The sequence below is a fragment of the Lacticaseibacillus hegangensis genome (assembly GCF_003946465.1).
GTDB classification, from domain to species: domain Bacteria; phylum Bacillota; class Bacilli; order Lactobacillales; family Lactobacillaceae; genus Lacticaseibacillus; species Lacticaseibacillus hegangensis.
Genome location: NZ_RHOL01000021.1, coordinates 29,263 through 46,753, shown reverse-complemented (window position 1 = coordinate 46,753; position 17,491 = coordinate 29,263). Strand labels below are relative to the sequence as shown.

21 protein-coding genes are annotated in these 17,491 nt (G+C 56.7%); 3 read left to right on the top strand and 18 right to left on the bottom strand.

Annotated features, from left to right (window positions below):
- Window positions 1-124: 124 nt before the first annotated feature.
- The 3 genes from EKM86_RS07875 (at window position 125) to EKM86_RS07865 (ending at window position 2,846) form a co-directional block, all read left to right on the top strand.
- On the top strand, window positions 125-1,405 hold the full coding sequence (locus EKM86_RS07875) for a replication-associated recombination protein A (RefSeq protein WP_125756781.1): 1,281 nt from the start codon (window positions 125-127) through the stop codon (window positions 1,403-1,405).
- 587 nt (window positions 1,406-1,992) lie between these two features.
- Window positions 1,993-2,271: a hypothetical protein gene (locus EKM86_RS07870; RefSeq protein ID WP_125756779.1), complete on the top strand. Its 279-nt coding sequence runs from the start codon at window positions 1,993-1,995 to the stop codon at window positions 2,269-2,271.
- Between the two features lie 77 nt (window positions 2,272-2,348).
- The gene (locus EKM86_RS07865) at window positions 2,349-2,846 is read left to right on the top strand and encodes a universal stress protein (RefSeq protein WP_125756777.1); all 498 of its coding nucleotides are present in this window, start codon (window positions 2,349-2,351) and stop codon (window positions 2,844-2,846) included.
- 63 nt (window positions 2,847-2,909) lie between these two features.
- Here the strand turns inward: EKM86_RS07865 and EKM86_RS07860 are convergent, their stop codons facing one another.
- The 18 genes from EKM86_RS07860 to EKM86_RS07775 all read right to left on the bottom strand — a co-directional run bounded on the left by EKM86_RS07860 (window position 2,910) and on the right by EKM86_RS07775 (window position 17,479).
- On the bottom strand, window positions 2,910-3,782 hold the full coding sequence (locus tag EKM86_RS07860) for a helix-turn-helix domain-containing protein (protein ID WP_125756775.1): 873 nt from the start codon (window positions 3,780-3,782) through the stop codon (window positions 2,910-2,912).
- A gap of 268 nt (window positions 3,783-4,050) precedes the next feature.
- On the bottom strand, window positions 4,051-5,022 hold the full coding sequence (locus EKM86_RS07855) for a DUF2785 domain-containing protein (RefSeq protein ID WP_125756773.1): 972 nt from the start codon (window positions 5,020-5,022) through the stop codon (window positions 4,051-4,053).
- Window positions 5,023-5,034: 12 nt separating this feature from the next.
- Entirely contained in the window at window positions 5,035-5,415 is a 381-nt protein-coding gene (locus EKM86_RS07850) for a DUF1694 domain-containing protein (protein ID WP_125756771.1), read from the bottom strand.
- A gap of 131 nt (window positions 5,416-5,546) precedes the next feature.
- The gene (gene sufB, locus EKM86_RS07845; RefSeq protein ID WP_125756769.1) at window positions 5,547-6,983 is read right to left on the bottom strand and encodes a Fe-S cluster assembly protein SufB; all 1,437 of its coding nucleotides are present in this window, start codon (window positions 6,981-6,983) and stop codon (window positions 5,547-5,549) included.
- Window positions 6,976-7,419, bottom strand: a complete 444-nt coding sequence (sufU, locus tag EKM86_RS07840; protein WP_125756767.1) for a Fe-S cluster assembly sulfur transfer protein SufU — start codon at window positions 7,417-7,419, stop codon at window positions 6,976-6,978. Before sufU ends, sufB begins: the two co-directional genes overlap by 8 nt.
- Window positions 7,406-8,602 (bottom strand): aminotransferase class V-fold PLP-dependent enzyme, encoded by a 1,197-nt coding sequence (locus EKM86_RS07835; protein ID WP_125756765.1) that lies wholly within the window; start codon window positions 8,600-8,602, stop codon window positions 7,406-7,408. The genes sufU and EKM86_RS07835 overlap by 14 nt, the downstream gene beginning before the upstream one ends.
- Window positions 8,595-9,617 (bottom strand): SufD family Fe-S cluster assembly protein, encoded by a 1,023-nt coding sequence (locus tag EKM86_RS07830; protein WP_125756763.1) that lies wholly within the window; start codon window positions 9,615-9,617, stop codon window positions 8,595-8,597. Before EKM86_RS07830 ends, EKM86_RS07835 begins: the two co-directional genes overlap by 8 nt.
- The gene (gene sufC, locus EKM86_RS07825; protein WP_125756761.1) at window positions 9,610-10,377 is read right to left on the bottom strand and encodes a Fe-S cluster assembly ATPase SufC; all 768 of its coding nucleotides are present in this window, start codon (window positions 10,375-10,377) and stop codon (window positions 9,610-9,612) included. The genes EKM86_RS07830 and sufC overlap by 8 nt, the downstream gene beginning before the upstream one ends.
- A 192-nt stretch (window positions 10,378-10,569) precedes the next feature.
- The gene (locus EKM86_RS07820) at window positions 10,570-11,256 is read right to left on the bottom strand and encodes a methionine ABC transporter permease (RefSeq protein WP_125756759.1); all 687 of its coding nucleotides are present in this window, start codon (window positions 11,254-11,256) and stop codon (window positions 10,570-10,572) included.
- A complete protein-coding gene (locus tag EKM86_RS07815) occupies window positions 11,243-12,364 on the bottom strand; it encodes a methionine ABC transporter ATP-binding protein (RefSeq protein WP_125756757.1) in 1,122 nt (373 codons plus the stop codon). Before EKM86_RS07815 ends, EKM86_RS07820 begins: the two co-directional genes overlap by 14 nt.
- Window positions 12,365-12,390: 26 nt before the next feature.
- Window positions 12,391-13,227 (bottom strand): MetQ/NlpA family ABC transporter substrate-binding protein, encoded by an 837-nt coding sequence (locus EKM86_RS07810; protein ID WP_125756755.1) that lies wholly within the window; start codon window positions 13,225-13,227, stop codon window positions 12,391-12,393.
- Window positions 13,228-13,626: 399 nt separating this feature from the next.
- Entirely contained in the window at window positions 13,627-14,841 is a 1,215-nt protein-coding gene (locus EKM86_RS07805) for an FtsW/RodA/SpoVE family cell cycle protein (protein WP_125756753.1), read from the bottom strand.
- A gap of 55 nt (window positions 14,842-14,896) precedes the next feature.
- Window positions 14,897-15,124, bottom strand: coding sequence for a DUF2969 family protein (locus EKM86_RS07800; protein ID WP_125756751.1), 228 nt, complete (start codon window positions 15,122-15,124; stop codon window positions 14,897-14,899).
- 9 nt (window positions 15,125-15,133) lie between these two features.
- Entirely contained in the window at window positions 15,134-15,403 is a 270-nt protein-coding gene (gene yidD / locus EKM86_RS07795; protein ID WP_379909601.1) for a membrane protein insertion efficiency factor YidD, read from the bottom strand.
- Window positions 15,404-15,427: 24 nt separating this feature from the next.
- Window positions 15,428-15,598 carry a DNA-directed RNA polymerase subunit beta gene (locus tag EKM86_RS07790; protein ID WP_125756747.1) on the bottom strand — a complete coding sequence of 57 codons (171 nt, stop codon included), beginning with the start codon at window positions 15,596-15,598 and terminating at the stop codon, window positions 15,428-15,430.
- A gap of 13 nt (window positions 15,599-15,611) precedes the next feature.
- Window positions 15,612-16,601, bottom strand: a complete 990-nt coding sequence (gene mreB / locus EKM86_RS07785; RefSeq protein ID WP_125756745.1) for a rod shape-determining protein — start codon at window positions 16,599-16,601, stop codon at window positions 15,612-15,614.
- Window positions 16,602-16,661: 60 nt separating this feature from the next.
- Window positions 16,662-16,892, bottom strand: coding sequence for a DUF1146 family protein (locus EKM86_RS07780; RefSeq protein WP_054662028.1), 231 nt, complete (start codon window positions 16,890-16,892; stop codon window positions 16,662-16,664).
- Between the two features lie 146 nt (window positions 16,893-17,038).
- Window positions 17,039-17,479: a F0F1 ATP synthase subunit epsilon gene (locus tag EKM86_RS07775; protein WP_374706438.1), complete on the bottom strand. Its 441-nt coding sequence runs from the start codon at window positions 17,477-17,479 to the stop codon at window positions 17,039-17,041.
- Window positions 17,480-17,491: the final 12 nt, after the last annotated feature.

Sequence of the window (17,491 nt, the reverse complement as noted above, 5' to 3'; positions counted from 1 at the left end):
TACCGATGCATGGCGTAACAGCCTAGACCACTATCAAGAATTCGTTATCATCGTTGCACTTGACTTGAAAATTGAGGTCCCCGAAAGAGCCTGCTAGACTGGAAGGATAGAAAGAAGGATGGATATGCAACAGCCACTCGCGTACCGCATGCGGCCGCGCAACTTGGATGAGGTCGTCGGCCAGCAACATCTAGTCGGGGAAGGTCAGATCATCCGCCGCATGGTCGTGGCCAAACGCCTGAGCTCGATGATTTTGTATGGTCCGCCCGGCACGGGCAAGACCAGCATCGCCAGCGCCATCGCCGGCGCGACCAAGTACGCCTTCCGCATGCTGAACGCCGCCACCGACACTAAGAAGGACCTGCAAATCGTCGCAGAGGAAGCGAAGATGAGTGGGACGGTCATCCTCTTGCTCGACGAGATCCATCGTCTCGATAAGACCAAGCAGGACTTTCTCCTGCCGCTGCTTGAATCGGGCCGAATCGTCATGATCGGCGCCACGACTGAAAATCCCTATATGAGTATCCAGCCCGCCATTCGCAGCCGCACCCAGATTTTTCAGGTGCATCCGCTGACCCCGGAAGACATTGGCACCGCCGTCGACCGGGCGTTGGCAGACGACGAACGCGGCTTAGGCAAGTATCCGGTCGTACTTGATGACAAGGCCCGCGACTACCTGACCACGGCAACCAACGGCGACCTGCGCTCGGCCCTCAATGCGCTGGAGCTCGCCACGCTGTCCACCCCTGAAAAAGCAGGCAAGATTCACCTCACCGCTGAAGTCATGCACCAGTCCCTTCAGCAGCGAGCGCTTGACGGTGACGCTGACGGTGATGCGCACTACGACCTGATCTCCGCCTTTCAAAAATCGATCCGCGGCTCGGACGTCGATGCCGCCCTGCACTACCTGGCCCGACTCATCGTCATTGGTGATTTGCCCAGCATTTTAAGGCGGCTGCTGGTGATTGCCTATGAAGATATCGGGCTTGCCAACCCGCAGACGGCCAGCCGCACGCTGACGGCGATTCAGGCCGCCGAGCGCCTCGGGCTACCCGAAGGCCGGATTCCATTGGCCAACGCGGTGATCGACCTGTGTCTGGCGCCCAAATCCAACTCCGCAATCAGCGCCATCGATGCGGCGATCGCGGATGTCACCGCAGGCAAGGCCGGCACGATTCCCGACGATCTGCGCGACGCCCACTACCAGGGCGCCAAAGCACTCGGCCACGGCGTCGGCTACAAGCTGCCCCACAACTACCCAGGCGGCTGGGTGAAACAGACCTACATGCCGGCTAACCTCAAAAACACCCATTACTACCAGCCGAAAACCACCGGCAAGTACGAGCAGGCCTTAAGTCAGCAACTCGCACGACTGCAGGCGCTGGCGCGTGGCAAAAAGGCGTGAGCGCAAGCGCTCACAACCGTGCTGCAGTGCATTTTACAGCGCTTTCTCTAGGCTGAATTCTTGCAAGTTTTGGCCGTCAGTGATAGAGTAAAAGCATGGAAGTACCTAAGGTGTTCGCGGTCCCCATCTATTAGTTGACCGAACAGTCTCAATACCTTGGGACCAGAAGTGGCAGGTGCCGTGCTGTTCTCTCACTGAATGGCTAACGCATTTGTCGTCCGGGCCCACTTGCCTAATCGCGGGTTTCAACAATTCGGGTACTCGACGGCACCATTTAGCCTTTCACAAAAGTCTTTGGACTTTGGCCGACGCAAATGTCGGTCTTTTTTTTCGTACCAAGGGGCGATGAACTGGCGGTTTGAGCGGAATCAGTGGCCTTGCTTCGGCCATTGCCGGGACATCACTGGCGCGACTCTAAGCGTGGATCGGCTGGTTCAAGCATCGAAAGCGACAAGTTGGCACGCGTGCAGCTAGCCGCCCTGCAGTGTCAGCCCGGCGCCCTGTGAGGCCAGGCTGTGAAAAATCCCCGCGCGGCCCCCGGCCAGATATGCTAGGATAGTACCATCAACAAGCAGAGGAGTGCCGTCATGTTCAGAATCATCTTCATCATCTTTGCCGTGATCTTATTCACCCTCGCCTATTACATCCGGACCCATCAGCGCCGAGGTTTTCTAGGCATCCCCAAGCTGGCTGAAGCCGCCCAGCGCGAACTGGGCCGGTTTGCGGTGCTGTTTGTCATCGCCGGGGTGTTGGCCGTGGCGGCGGCAATTTTCCTCACCGGCTGGCTGGAAGCGCTGGCCCTGATCATCGGCGCGCTGGCGGCAGGAATTTTGGGCTTGCGCGTACCACATTATTTGGCCGACTAGCCAAGCGCTTTGCCGGCGTGTGAAATCGTTTCACTTTGCCCCAGCATTCGGCTACAATGAAGTTAGAGGTGATGGGCATGTTACAACAATACAAGCACGTTCTAGTGGCGATCGATGGCTCCTATGAATCTGAGCTCGCCTTTCAAAAGGCGGTCGCTGTGACCAAACGCAATGGTGGCGAATTGTTCCTGATCCATATCGTGGATACCAGAGCCTTCAACAACGTCTCAAGCTTTGATTCTGCCATGGTCCAGCAAGTCGCAGACACGGCCAAGGAAACCATGGAGGGCTACATTGAGCAGGCGCACAAAGCGGGCCTCGACAAAGTCTCCTACTCCATCGAGTACGGCGCCCCGAAAACAATCATTGCGCGGGATATTCCAAAGCAGAAAAATATCGATTTGATCATGATTGGCGCCACCGGGCTGAATGCGGTGGAGCGCCTGCTGATCGGCAGTGTCACTGAGTACGTGACAAGAAACGCAAAGTGCGACGTACTCGTCGTGCGGACGGATCTGAACAATCAACCGGCGCTGTCTTCCACGAAGCGGCCAAAGGATAAATCAGCAAATTAGATAAAGGAACAGCGCCCAGCGATTCAATCGCCGGGCGCTGTTTTCGCCTGTCTTTGGTCGGACTTAAGCTGAAACCGCCGGATCAAGGTCACCCAAACTGGCAATGAGTTCGCTTTGATGGGTCACCCGCGCCAAGGCCAGCGCGATTGACTGCGACTGGGCGGCCTGCGCATCGGCCAGCCTAGTTTGGACGCGCGCCTGCAGCATGTAAAACTCCGCCAGCAAGAACAAACTGTCGTTGCGAACGGCCAGTCCGATTCCCAGCTGGGTGTTTTTCAGGGCGGCCGCGTCTTCGCCCAGCTCATAATAAATGCGACTGATGTGCCAATACACAGTGAGTTCCACATCTAAATACCGCTTTTCATTCAGCGGCCCGTCCTTCAGACGCGCGACGGCTTGATCCAGGTAAACTCGCGCCCGCTCGGCGCTGCCCTGTTCGGCATAGGCCAGGGCCAGCCCCAAAGTCGCCATGATTCCTGGCACGTCGCCGGCTGCCGCCCCGGTCCCATTAAGGACGCGACCAAAGTAATACACCGCTTCGTCCAGATTATGACTGACGAACAATTCGATCATGCCCGCAAAGTAAAAATAGTTACGCTGATCCTCGGCGCGGGTCACCCGTTTCTCATTGACCTTCTTCAATAGCGCCGCTGCCCCCTGGTAATCCCCGCGGCGAATTGTTTTCGAAACGGCACTGAGGGCCTGCTGAATGCGATCTTGATTTTCTACCACGACGTCGTCAAGCGTGATGCCCAGCCGGTTGACCAACCGGATCAGGATGTTCATGCTGGGTACCTTGTTGCGTTTCTCAATCAGGCTAATGGTGGCCTGCGTGCAAATACCTTCCGCTAGCTCGGCCTGACTCAGTCCGCGCAACTTGCGGATATGCCGGACGTTCTCCCCTTTGATACGTAATGCCGGCTGCAGCTTACTCATGTTTCCACTCCTTTGCTTGTTCCAGCGAGCAGCCCGTGCCGCTCCCCTGCAATGCCTTGATTATACTTGAAATTATGTTTTTTGACTACTTTTTACTGTTAGTGACCATTCAATTTATCTAATGTAACGAATGTAATGATTATAACAGTGTGAACATCTTCTCAAACGCTTAAATATATTTATTAAAAACGCCTGTCGGGAATCCCGACAGGCCAGAGTTTTGCTTACGTTCAGATGAATGAGAAAATCGTAACTATCATTAAATTTATCAATAAGCGTCAATGATTTTTTGCAGATAATCGACCACCACTTTGGGCAGATCAGCCCGCATCAGAAGGGCTTCAAGCAGCCGGGACCGATTGTACCAGCGCGTCCAAAAGGCCAAATCCTCCTGCGGTTTCAAGTTGCGCAGGCGCTGCTGCCAGGCGGTGAGGCACATAACCAAGGCATCCGCATAAAACTGGTTTTTGGTGGCCAAGTTCACCAGATAGGACGACACCCGCTGATCCTCGCCAAACACCAGCGAGTCGGCCACGGTTTGCCAGCCCTCAACCACCGTTGCCATCAACAGGAGTTTGTCGCCGCGGGTGAGGCTGGGCACCTGGCTAAGCTCATCTGCCAAGTTGCCGATATGCGTATACGCATGAGCCCAGCCCTTCTCTGCAACGTACCCGCGACCATCTTTTTCCAGGGTAATGTAGGCGCAGAGGTTGACCAACAAGTTTTCAAACTGCCGCGGCGTCAGCAGGTGATACCGGTTCAGATCGGCGTACACCAGACCTGACAGCAGCATGACTGCGAAACTGCGCAGGAACACGGCATCATTTTGCGGTTCGGTGATGTGAGCAAACAGGATGTCCTTGCGCTGCAATGTCGTGAACAGCCAGGCCACCTGCTTTTCCGTGAACGCGTCGGCTTGAAATAAGTCGGACAACAGAAAAAACACGCCTTTGTCGCGCACTGCTGGCGAAGTCGAGGCGAGGTGGCCGATCAGGTACCGCAGCTCGCTATCGCTGACCTGCATGGCCTTTTCGGCTTTCAGCCGCTCCTCGATCTCACCTATTTTGGCCAAGGCGGCCGCGTCGTCGTCGGGCAGCGTCACCGGTGTTGGGGCGGCAGGTTCAACGGCGGTGATGATTTGCCGCAGATCATTCGGCAAACTGCGAAACACCTTACCTTGATGCAACTGCCTGCGCAGGTCTCTAATTTTCTTAATGGTTGTTTCTACTTGCGAATCCACGAATCGCCCTCCTTAAAGTAGGATCGGCCGGTCAATTTTGTTTTTCGGGTCGGCCAGCACCCAGCCGAAATCATCGGCACTCGGGTCTTTTTTTACGCGCATGCCCGGCTGCGCCATGATCGTGAACGGGATGTCATGGGCCAGGGCCTGCTTCATGTAAAATGCCACCATTTCCTGCGGCATGCGGCCGTTGAGATACACCCGATACTGCGGGTATCGGCTCAGCACCTCGTCCAACAGGTTCGCAATGCGTTCATCGTGCAGCTGGCGAATGGTCACTGCCATGGCGACGCGCTCGCGAAAATTACCCAAAAACGCCCGCTTTTCGTCCGGCTTGATGGTCGAAAGGCCCAGTGCTTTGGCTTTGATGAAGTCGTTTAAGTCTTCGCTCATGACCCCACCTCCTGCGGTCATTATACCATTGCGACCTGCTTGCGAAACCCTTCGCCAGCCGATGACGCACCGCGCGGCCAAGAAAAAAGGCCGACCGCAGTCAGCCTGAATGCTGCGCGAGCCGGTCAGAATCACCCGACTGACCCGTCCATTTCCATCGAGATCAACCGGTTCAGCTCCACGGCGTACTCCATTGGCAGCTCCTTGGTGAACGGCTCCACAAAGCCCATGATGATCATTTCAGTGGCCTTGGCCTCGGGAATGCCTCGACTTTCTAGATAATACAGTTGCTCCTCAGAGACTTTGGACACTTTTGCCTCGTGCTCCATCGCGACATTGGCATTTTTGATCTCTGTGAACGGAATTGTGTCTGATGTCGACTTTTCGTCCATCAGGATTGTGTCACACTCCACATGGCAAAACGAGTTGTCTGCCTTTTTGGTGAAGCGCACGGTCCCCCGATAATCCACCGCGCCGCCGTCCTTGGCGATGGACTTAGACACGATGTTTGAGGACGTGTTTGGCGCGTTGTGAATCATGCGCGCCCCGTTATCCTGGTCGACCCCGGCGCCGGCCACGGCGATGGACAGCATCGTCCCCCGCGCGCCTTCCCCGTCCAGGTACACCGATGGATACTTCATCGTGGTCTTGCTGCCGAGGTTGCCATCGACCCACTCCATGGTCGCATTTTTCATCGCCTGCGCCCGCTTGGTTTCAAGCGAGAAGACGTTCTTGGACCAGTTCTGAATCGTCGTGTAGCGGCAGTACGCGTCATCTTGGACAAACACCTCGACCACCGCCGCGTGCAGCGAATCGCTGGAATAGTTCGGGGCCGTGCACCCTTCCACGTAGTTGATGTGCGCGCCGGGTTCCACAATGATCAGCGTGCGTTCGAACTGGCCGGAGTTTTCCGCGTTGATTCGGAAGTACGCCTGAATCGGCACGTCGGTTTGAACCCCTCTTGGCACGTAGATAAACGAGCCGCCTGACCACACCGCCCCGTTCAGCGCGGCAAACTTGTTGTCCGACGGGTGAACCAGCGTTCCGAAGTATTGGTGCACCAAGTCAGGATACTGCTTCAACGCCGAGTCCATGTCCATGAAAATAATGCCGAGTTTATCGAACTCTTTCTTGATGTTGTGGTAAACGACTTCAGACTCGTACTGCGCCGAGGCGCCGGCGAGGTACTTGCGCTCGGCCTGCGGCACGCCCAGGCGATCGAAGGTGCGCTTGATGTCGTCAGGCACGTCGGCCCAATCGCGGTAGGTCTTGTCGGTCGCCTTCTGGAAGTACAGCATTTTGTCCAAATTAAGATCCGACAGATCAGGACCGTAATCGGGGAATGGCAGCTTCTTGTAGGTCTTATACGCCGCCAGCCGATAGTCCAGCATCCACTGCGGCTCACCTTTTTCCGCGGAGATCTCCCGCACTTTCTGCTCGGTCAGCCCGCGGCCGGTCGAGTAAACCAGCTTGATGTCGTCCTTGAAGTCACCGGGGTTCTCATCATCGAGAAAATCGACCTGTGATGCCACGGCTTCATTATTTTTGGTGTTCTTGGTTTCAGTCATGTTGTTCACCTTCCGTTAATGCTTGAGCGGCCGCCTTCCACGCCAGCGTCGCACACTTGATGCGCGCCGGGAACTGGTGGACGCCCTTGAGGATCGAGGCCGACCCCAGCACTTTTTCATCCGGCACGCTGCCGTTGATCACCAAATCGGAAAACGTCTCGACCATCGTTGCCACTTCCGCCGGCGTTTTGCCGATGATCTGATCGGTCATGAGGCTGCCAGAGGCCTGCGAAATGGTGCAGCCAGAACCGGAAAACGCCGCGTCTGCGACCTTGCCATCCTTGAGCTGCAGCTGCAGCTTGAGCACATCCCCGCAGCTCGGATTACGCAGGGTCACTTGGCTGGTCGGGTCAGCCAACACGCCATGATGCCGCGGGTGGTTGGCTTCATCCAAAATCACCTGGCGGTATAGTTGATCCAGCTTAGTCAGACTCATGGAAAAACTGCCTCCCCTCGTCAACTGCGGCAATCAGCGCCTCGACGTCTTGAGGCGTATTATACACCCCAAAACTGGCCCGCACCGTTGCCGGCACCCCCAGCCGCGCCATCAGCGGCTGGGCGCAGTGATGGCCCGCCCGCACCGCGATATTGGCTTCATCGAGCACGGTTGCCAGGTCATGCGGGTGCACCCCGGCCAAGTTGAAGGACACGATGCCGATACTCTGGTCATCCCCGTACAGGGTAATGCCGGGAATCTTGGCCAGGCCGGCTCGCAGCTGCTGGACCAGCGCGTGGTCATGGGCTGACACGTTTGCCATGTTCAGGTGCGAGACGTAATCCAGCGCAGCTTTCAGGCCGAAGACGCCGGCGATGTTCGGCGTGCCGGCCTCAAACTTGAGCGGCACTGCCGCCCAAGTCGAAACCGCATCCTGCACCTCGTCGATCATCTCACCGCCAAACTGCACCGGCGGCATGGCCGCCAGCAGGTCCGCGCGCCCATACAGCACGCCGATCCCGGTTGGGCCGTACATCTTGTGCCCGGAAAACGCGTAAAAATCCGCCCCGAGCGCCTGCACGTCCACCTTCATATGAGCGACCGCCTGCGCGCCGTCGACGACCATGTAACCGCCTCGAGCGTGCACGAGGTCCGCCAGCGGACGAATGGCGACTGCCCCACCGGCCACATTGGTCACCTGCGCCAGCGCCAAGATTTTGGTGCGCGGCGTCAGCAGCCGTTCGATTGCGGCGGGATTCGTGTTGCCCGCTTTGGTCACTGGGGCCACCACAAATTTGGCCCCGGTGCGCTTGGCCAGCTGCTGCCAAGGAATAAAGTTGCTGTGGTGCTCGGCGCCGGACACCAGAATCTCGTCACCTTCGTGCACCGCCAGCGGGCCAAAACTTGAAGCGACCAGGTTCAACCCGTCCGTCGTGCTGCGGGTGAAAACAATTTGGTCAGCCGCGGGCGCGTTGATGAAGTGCGCCGCCTGCGCCCGCACCGCTTCGTAGGTTTCCGTGGTGTTGTAGGCCAGCTTGTACAAACCGCGGTGCACGTTCGCGTTTTCATCGGTGTAATACGCAGTTAACGCGTCGATTACGGCTTGCGGCTTTTGCGAAGTCGCCGCCGAGTCTAAATAGGTTAACTCCGGATGCTGCTTGAAAAAAGGAAATTCATCACTCATCTGTGGTCACCAAGGTTTCATCGATCTGCCTGAACAGATCAGCTTTCAGATCCTTATCCGTGATTTCCAGCAGTCCGGCCTCCAGAAAGCCGCGGATCACCAGCCGCTGGGCCAGCGCCTCCGGCAAGCCGCGACTCATCAGGTAATACATCTGCGCCTTGTCCACGCGCGTCACGGACGCGGCGTGGCCAGCGGTCACGTCGTTTTCATCGATCAACAAGATCGGATCGGCGTCGCCGCGTGAATCCTTACCCAGCATCAGCACCCGATTTTCCTGCTGATTATCGCTGCCGCGCGCGCCTTTGATGATGTGCCCGATGCCGTTAAAAATCAGGTGGGCCTTGCCGACAATCACGCCGCGCTGGTTGATGTGCCCCTTACTTTTACGGCCATAATTGGTCATAGCCGTGGTGTAGCCGACGTGCTGCCGCCCGCTGGCCAGAACCCCGACGTTGACAGTGGCCGAAGCACCAGTCCCGCGCAGGTTGACGTTGATCAAAGTCGCCCCCGAATTTTGGGCAAATCCGGCCAACGTCCAATTCAGCGTTGCGCGGTCGGCAAGCTCCGCCGTCCGCGACGCCAGCACCATGTTGGCCTGAAACCCGTCATAGGTGAGCCAGTCGACCTGCGCGTCCTCGCCGATGTCCACGAGGACGCCGACGCCAAGGTTGGTCCCGGTGCTCGCCCAGCGCTCTTGAAACGCCACATGGGCGCCAGCACCGACGTGAATCAATAGCAGCCCGCCGCCGTCTGTCGGCCCGGTCACCCGAAACGGCTCAGCGCTTGCATAGCCGGCAGGCACGGTAATCTCGGTGATTTGCTGCGGGCTGGCAGTTAGCCATTCGTCTAGCGAAATGCGACGCGGAAAACCGCTGGCCTCGGCCGGATGAGACACGGTAATCGCACTGGGGGCGGTCACGGTCATCGCGGCCACTGGCTGGCTGTCCTTTACTTCCTTCATGTAACGCGCAAGCGGGATCTTCGGGGTGTTCGCCAAAGGCAGCCGTTTAATCATTCCCGTCACCCGCCTTGAGGTGCTCGTAGCCGGTTTTCTCGAGCGTGTGGGCCAGCTCTGGACCGCCGGATTCGATAATGCGGCCATCCTTCATGACGTGCACCACGTCCGGCGTGATGTAATCCAGCAGGCGCTCGTAATGAGTGATGATCAAAGACGAAAAGTCATTACCGCGCATTGAGTTCACGCCATCGGCGACAATGCGCAGCGCATCAATGTCAAGACCTGAGTCAATTTCGTCCAGCAGCGCCCAGTGGGGGTGGATCATCATCAGCTGCAGGATCTCGTTGCGCTTTTTTTCACCCCCGGAAAAGCCCTGGTTCAAGTAACGATCCGCCATGTCCTCGGGCATTTTCAGCTGCGCCATGGTGTCATCGAGCTGATGCAGGAAATCCATGATTGGGATCTGGTCGTCATCGGGCCGGCGGGCATTGATCGCCGCCCGAATGAACTCCGCGTTCGTCACCCCGTTGATCTCAGCGGGATACTGCATGCCCAAAAACAGGCCCAAGCGCGCACGCTCATCGACGGCCATGCCGATGATGCTTTGCCCGTCGATCAAAATGTCGCCCTGGCTGACCACATAGCGCGGATTGCCCATGATGGTTTCAGCCAGCGTCGACTTGCCGTTGCCGTTAGGTCCCATCAGCGCGTGGATCTCCCCGGCATTAATGGTCAGATTGACCCCTTTTAAAATCTCGGGATGTTCGGGTTCGGCCTTCACTTTAACGTGCAGATCTTTGATTTCTAGTGTGCTCAAGATAGCGCCTCCTGGACTTTGTTTACTTTCATTGTACGGCAGGAATTGACCCCCTGCAAACCGCTTTCATGCGAGATAATTGTGGTCGGCCGACTGCCTTGTCCCAAGGACTTCACCCAGAAGCAGCCTTCGAGAGCCAGCAAAACCGGCGTCTCAAGAGATGAGGCACCGGTTTAGGTGAACCACTTGTGATTAATGTTGAAGGCGCCGCGCCAGCCAGTCGCCGACGAACTGAACGATGAAGACCAGAATCAAGATGAAAATCATCGCGACCCAGATCACATCGTTTTCGAAGCGCTGGTAGCCCACGGCGATGGCCAAATTCCCCAGGCCGCCGCCGCCGACCGCACCGGCCATCGCCGTCAGACCGATGATCGAGATGATGGTCAAAACACCGACGCGCACCAGCTCACCCAGGCCTTCACGCAGATAGACGCGAAAGACAATTTGAAGCGGCGACAGACCCATGGCCTCGGCTGCCTCGATGACCCCGGGGTCAACGGTGAGCAGCGCATTTTGCACCTGCCGGGCGAAAAATGGCGTCGTGCCCAGGACCAGCGGCACCAGTGCGGCGCGCGGCCCAATGCCGGTGCCAACAATGGCCCGAGTCACCGGATTCAGGACGGCCAGCAAAATGATGAACGGGATCGCCCGGAAGATATTAACCAGCTTGTCGACGACCCAGTACACCGGGTGATTCTCGGTCAGCCCGTGTTCGTCTGTCAGCACCAAGATGATGCCGATGATGATGCCTAATGTGAAGGCAATGATCGTCGTCCACCAGGTCATGTACAGTGTCTGGCCGATGGCCTCGGTCACGCCGCCGTCACCGCTCCAGATCGGCACAACGTTCGGGAAGAATTTTTCAATCAAATTCATGCGGTGTCGCTCCTTTCTCAGCGGTGGCAGACAAATGCTGCACGGTCACGTCGCTTTGCTTCAGGTAGTCAAACGCCCGGTTCAAGTCATCCTCAGTCCCGGACAGGACCACCAGCAGATTGCCGAACGGCGTGCCCTGTAAGATTTGAATGTCGCCAAACAAAATGTTGGCGGTGACGTTGTATTCCTTGAACAGCGTGGCCACCAGGGGCTGGTCAGTAGACGCGCCGACGTAGGTCAGGCGCACCAACTGGTCCGGCGCCTGGAGGTTGCGCACGGCAGGTTGATCGCGGACCGCCTCGATGGCCTCATCGATTTGAATCGTCGTGTCGATGAAGTCCTTGGTCAGCTGCTGCTGCGGCGCGGCGAAAATGTGGAGCAAATCGCCCCGTTCGATGATGCGGCCGTCGTCCATCACGGCGACCTTGTTGCAGACCTGCTTGACGGCTTCCATTTCATGGGTGATCAAAACGATGGTCAACCCCAGCCGCTGGTTCAAGCTGGCTAGCAGCTGCAAAATCGAGCTGGTGGTTTTGGGATCCAAGGCGGAGGTCGCTTCATCAGAGATCAGGATCTCCGGATCAGAGGCCAGTGCCCGGGCGATGCCAACCCGCTGCTTTTGGCCACCGGATAACTCGGTGGGATAAGCGGTGGCGCGCTCACTCAGGCCGACCAGCGCAAGCAAATCAGTCACCTTCTTGCTGATCTCCTGCTTGGTGATTTTACGCAAAATCTCGTTGCCGTCTTTGTCCTTGTCCTTCACCAACGTGCCCTTGAGCGGAAAGGCGACGTTACCGGCAATGGTCAGCGAGTTCATCAGGTTAAAATGCTGGAAAATCATTCCAATGCGCCGCCGCTCGCTGCGCAGGTCTGAAGCATTCAGGCTCAGCATGTCCTGGCCCAGCACGGTGACCTGACCGCTAGTCGGCCGCTGAAGCAGGTTAATCGTCCGCACCAGCGTCGATTTACCGGCGCCGGAATAGCCGACAATCCCGTAAATGTCGCCGCGCTCCACCGTCAGATCGACGTGATCGACCGCATGGACACTTTTGTTCTTCTCGCTGAAATTGACATCGACCTGCTTTAATGTGATCACCGGTTCTGCCATGACCAACCGCCTTTCTTTCTTAACGACTAATACTTACCAGTCCAGGCCGGTAGCACCGCACCCTTATAAACCTTCTTAAGCTGTTTTTCGGTTTCCTTGCTCTGGTAAGCCTTCACGATCTTCTTGTAAGTCTTGTTGCTCTTATCCGCTTTGGACTTAGCAGCAATGATGTTGATCCAAGGATGCGACTTCTTGCCGATTTTTTCAACTGCGATCGCGTCTTTTGGCTTCAGATTGGCCGCGGCCGCAATGTCGTTGTTGACGACCGCCGCGTCGACGTCGTTCAACGAACGGGCCGTTTGGGCGGCGTCCAGTTCCGTGAACTTCAGGTCCAGCTCGTTTTCGGTGATGTCGCGAATCGTCGGCGTGGCCACGTTCTTGACCTTGATAATGCCGTTAGCCGCGAGCAGGTCGAGGGCCCGACCTTCGTTAGACGCATCGTTTGGCAAGGAGACACTGTCGCCCTTCTTTAGGTCCTTCAGCGACTTGATCTTGTTGGAGTACGCGCGCATCGGGCCAATGTAGGTGTCACCGACCGAAACAATGTGGTTGTTGTGCTTCTCGTTCCAGGTTCCCAAAAATTCATAGTGCTGGAAGGAATTGAGCTGAATGTCGCCGTCTTCAAGCGCCTTGTTCGGCGTGTTGTAGTCGGTGAACTGCACCAGCTTGATGTTGACGTCCTGTTTCTTCAGCCGCTTTTGAATGTCCTTCCAGATGTCGACATCGGTGCTCATGATGCCAACCTTGACCGGCTTGCTGGCCGAACCCGTGCTAGCGTTGCTACTGCTGTTTCCACACGCCGCCAAAGCCAATACAGGCAGGGCCAATGCGGCCGTCAATGCCAATTGCTTAAACCACTTCATAACTATTCCCTCCAATTTTTGTCCTTGAACAAACAAAAACCGCTTCTAACCAAAGTTAGAAGCGGTTATCCCGCGGTACCATTCTAATTCACCAACGCCAAAAAGCGTCGGCCTCACTAACGGGCAATCACCCGCGTGCAAGATAATGGATGCCAGCCATTGACCCCTTGCCGAAGCTCAGCGTCACCGATCCGTGAGCCATTCTCGATCATCGCTGCTACCCCGCTCTCATCTACCCGGGTTTTCTGTGCAGTCCGCGACGGTCTCTCTCTCACATCGTTCGTTTGCTCAATTAAATTATCTCGAGTTTACCGAGTCTGCCAGACCCTGTCAAGTCCAATAGTTAAAAAAAGATGAGACCAGACCGCAAAACACGTCTGAGTCTCTCCAGCGTATTGGCTACTGCCGATTGAACTCCTCGCCTTCCTGACTGAACATGTAAGACTGGTGGTGATACCGCATGGACAGCAGCATCCCCACCGACAACATGTCGGCAAGCAGGAATGACCCCCCTTGGGAAATAAAGGGTAGCGGGATCCCGGTAATCGGCAGTAAGCCGACGTTCATGCCGATGTTTTCAAAGATATGAAACACGATCATCATGATGACCCCGGTGGCGATATAGGCGTAGAACTCATTTTGCGTGTCGAACACCACCCGCAGCATCTGCCAGATCAGCAGGAAGTACAGCAGGATCACCAGCGCACAGCCGATGAAGCCAAACGCCTCCCCAATGGTGGAAAACGCCATGTCGGATTCGCGCACCGGCACCGTGACGTGCAGGTTGTTGAACCCGCGGCCCGTCATTTCACCGGAGCCAATGGCCTTCATCGACTGCCACAACTGATAGGAGTCGGTGGTCGCGGCGCCGCTCGGGTTCAGCCACGAGTCGATTCGCTTGAACTGATACGCAGCAAACCCCAGCTTGCCCAGCAGATCACGCCCCCAGGTCTGTGTGACCAGCAAAATGGCCGCACTGCCCAGCGCCGCGGCCGCCGCGCCAATCGGCACAATGATCTTCCAAGTGATGCCTGAAACTAGTACTACCCCGGCAAAAATGGCCAGGAACACCAGCATCGTCCCGAAATCGTTTTGCAGTTCAAGCAGGACAATGATGGGCAAAGTCCACAGGAACATCTCCCCGATCAGGCGCCAGTCGTTGCTGGTGCTGTGAGCATACCTGACGTTATGATTGGTCACCACGCGGCCCAACATCAGAATGTAGGCCGGCTTCATCACCTCAGAGGGCTGAAACGTGAACGAACCAAACCCCAGCCAGCTTTTCGCGCCAGTGTTCACGAAAACGGCGCGATCATACGCGACCAGCACGACCACCAATAAAAAGATGCCTAGGCCGTACAAAATTGGGGTCACTCGCCATAGCTGCTCCGCGTCAAATTGCATGACGAAGAAAATGCCGATGCCGCCGATTACGTACCACAGCCCCTGCATGAAGAGTGCCCGGGTGGTGCTGCCGGCGTTAGGGTTGGTATCGTGGGAAACCGCCATGTAAATTGCCGCCATCCCGATCAACGCCAGCAGCATGACGGACAAAATAATGCCGTAGTCGATGCGGTCCTCACTGCGGCGCCGCGTCGAAACGTCTTTTGCCATAGAACTCTCCTAACTGGTCAAAACGCCACTTCCAGATGCGAAGTGGCGCGCGGCCTTAACCTTGGTGCAAATGATATTCGGACAAGAGAAACGCGACCGCCGCATCCATGGTTTTCTGCCGGTGCGGCTTGGCATCCCCGGCCAGATAGGCATTAAAGTGCTTGCCATCTTCCTCTGATTCGACGTAGCCAATCTCGTTTTTGCCCAGTGTCAGGACCGAAACCGTGTGCCCGTTGCGGGTCACGTCCTCCTGATTGACAGTAATTTTCTGTTCTTTTGGCATATGTTCTCCTTATCGGTGGAAGTCAAACTGCGCGCTTTCGGCCATGTTCTTTTGCGGATCCGAATTACGCCGCACGGTGAAAAAATCCGGCACCGGATCCAGGCCCCCTTTAACAAAGGGATTGCACCGCAAGATTCGCGCCAGGCCCATGATCAGCCCCTTGAAGAAGCCGTGCTTGGCCAAGGCCTGAATCATGTACGTCGAGCAGGTCGGATAATACCGGCAGCTGGGCGGCAGCAGCGGTGAGATAAAGCGCTGGTACCCTTTGACTAGCCACATCGCAACTTTGCGCAAGAATTCACCTTATTTCAAAAAATCCAGGATGTGCGTCCATGTTGACGGCACAAACACCTTGAATGGATTGCCGCCGTCGATTGCGTACCCGACCATGGCGCCTAGGATCAGCGCTGCGATCACTAACAATAAGCCGATCAGCAGCTTGCGCACCACGCGCATGGCATATTCTGAAGACATGACGTCCTCCCAATCAGTACTGCTTGTGGTGGGCGATGTTGTCCAGCAGCACGCCGGTCCCAAGGGCTACGGCATCCAGCGGCTCCTCCGCCAGCAGCACCGGCACCCGCAACTCGTGGGCAAACAGTTGGCTGATGCCCTTGAGCAACGCCCCACCGCCAGTCAGCATCACACCGCGGTCAATGATGTCGGCAGACAGTTCAGGTGGCGTCTTCTCAAGCACTTCTTTTGCCGCGGCCACAATTTGCATCATGGTGTCGTGCAGCGCTTCTTCGACCTCGACGGCCGTGACTTCGACTTCGCGTGGCAGGCCAGTCGCAATGTCGCGGCCGCGCACCTCCATGGTCTGCTTCGGGTCGGCTTCGTACACCGCCCCGATTTGAATTTTCAGCTGCTCAGCCGTGTGCTCACCGATCAACAGCTTGTGCTTGTTCTTCACGTAGGACACGATTGACGCATCCATCTTGTCACCGGCCAGGCGCAGCGAGCGGCTGGTGACCACTTCACCCATCGAAAGCACCGCCACATCCGAAGTGCCGCCGCCAATGTCGATGACCATGTTGCCCTGCGGCTGGAAAATGTCCAGGCCCGCGCCAACAGCGGCCACCTTGGGCTCAAACTCAAGGTAAACCTTACCGCCGCCCGATTTTTCTGCGGCCTCAATGATCGCCTTTTGCTCGATCGAGGTGATATTGGTCGGTGCGCAGATCAGGATGTTGGGCTTGGACATGAAGCCCTTAACGTTGAGCTTATTAATGAAGTACTCCAGCATCGCTTCGGTGATGTCAAAGTCGGCGATCACGCCGTCTTTCAGCGGCCGGATCGACTTAATGTTGCCAGGCGTGCGCCCAACCATTTTGTAAGCCTCGGTGCCGACGGCGAGGACTTTGCCGGTGGACGTATCGATCGCCACGACGGAAGGCTCGTTCAGCACGATGCCCTTCCCTTTCACGTTGATCAGGACGTTGGCCGTCCCCAGATCGATCCCAATATCTTTAGCCATGAATTTCTCTCCTCAATTGATTACTAACGATTGATTATACCACAGGGCCAGGCCCACCGCTCACAGCAAGTAAGTGAGGCTGTGCGCAGCGGTGAGCAGCGACAGGAAGAACTCACTGACGTTGTAGCCGATCGCGATGGCTAAAAACACCATCAGCAGCTGACTGTCCCGCACGTGGTTAGCCTTCAGCAGCTTGTCGAAGCGTAAGGCAAAGAGCAGCCTGAAGGTGATCATGATGAACACAAAGTGCGACACCAGCGTCACGGCGCCAGTGATTCCTAAATCTGTCATAGCAGCCTCCTTATGCCCTTTAAATTATACCGGCTTTTGCACAAGGCGGCGAGGTCCTTAACTGCAAATTAACAGTTTTACGCACTGCTGCCAATGGGTGAGGCGGACGCATCAAAAAAGCACCGTCGAAACGGTGCTTGAATGCCCTACTTGCCGAAGCGTCCTTGGCGAACGTTGATCCGGTTAATTGCGCGCTGCAAGGCGACTTGCGCCCGCTGGAGTTCGTCTTGGTCACGTTTGGCCTTGGCTTCCTCGATGCGGCGCTCGGCGCGCTTGCGTGCGGCTTCGGCCCGGGTCAGGTCGATGTCGCGCGCACGTTCGGCGGAATCGGCGACAATCGAACAGGTGTTGTCCGACATCTCCATGAACCCGCCGTTAACGGCGATCATGTCTTCGTGACCGGGATTATCAACGCGGCGAACGCGTACTTCCCCAATCATCAAAGGCGCGACCACGGGTTCGTGGTTGGCCATGATGCCCATGTCACCGGTCGTGGTTTTGACCACGACCAGCGTGGCATGGTGATCATAGACCAGCCCGTCTGGGGTCACGATGTTGACCGTCAGAACTTTGTCTGCCACGGTGATCGCTCCCTTCTG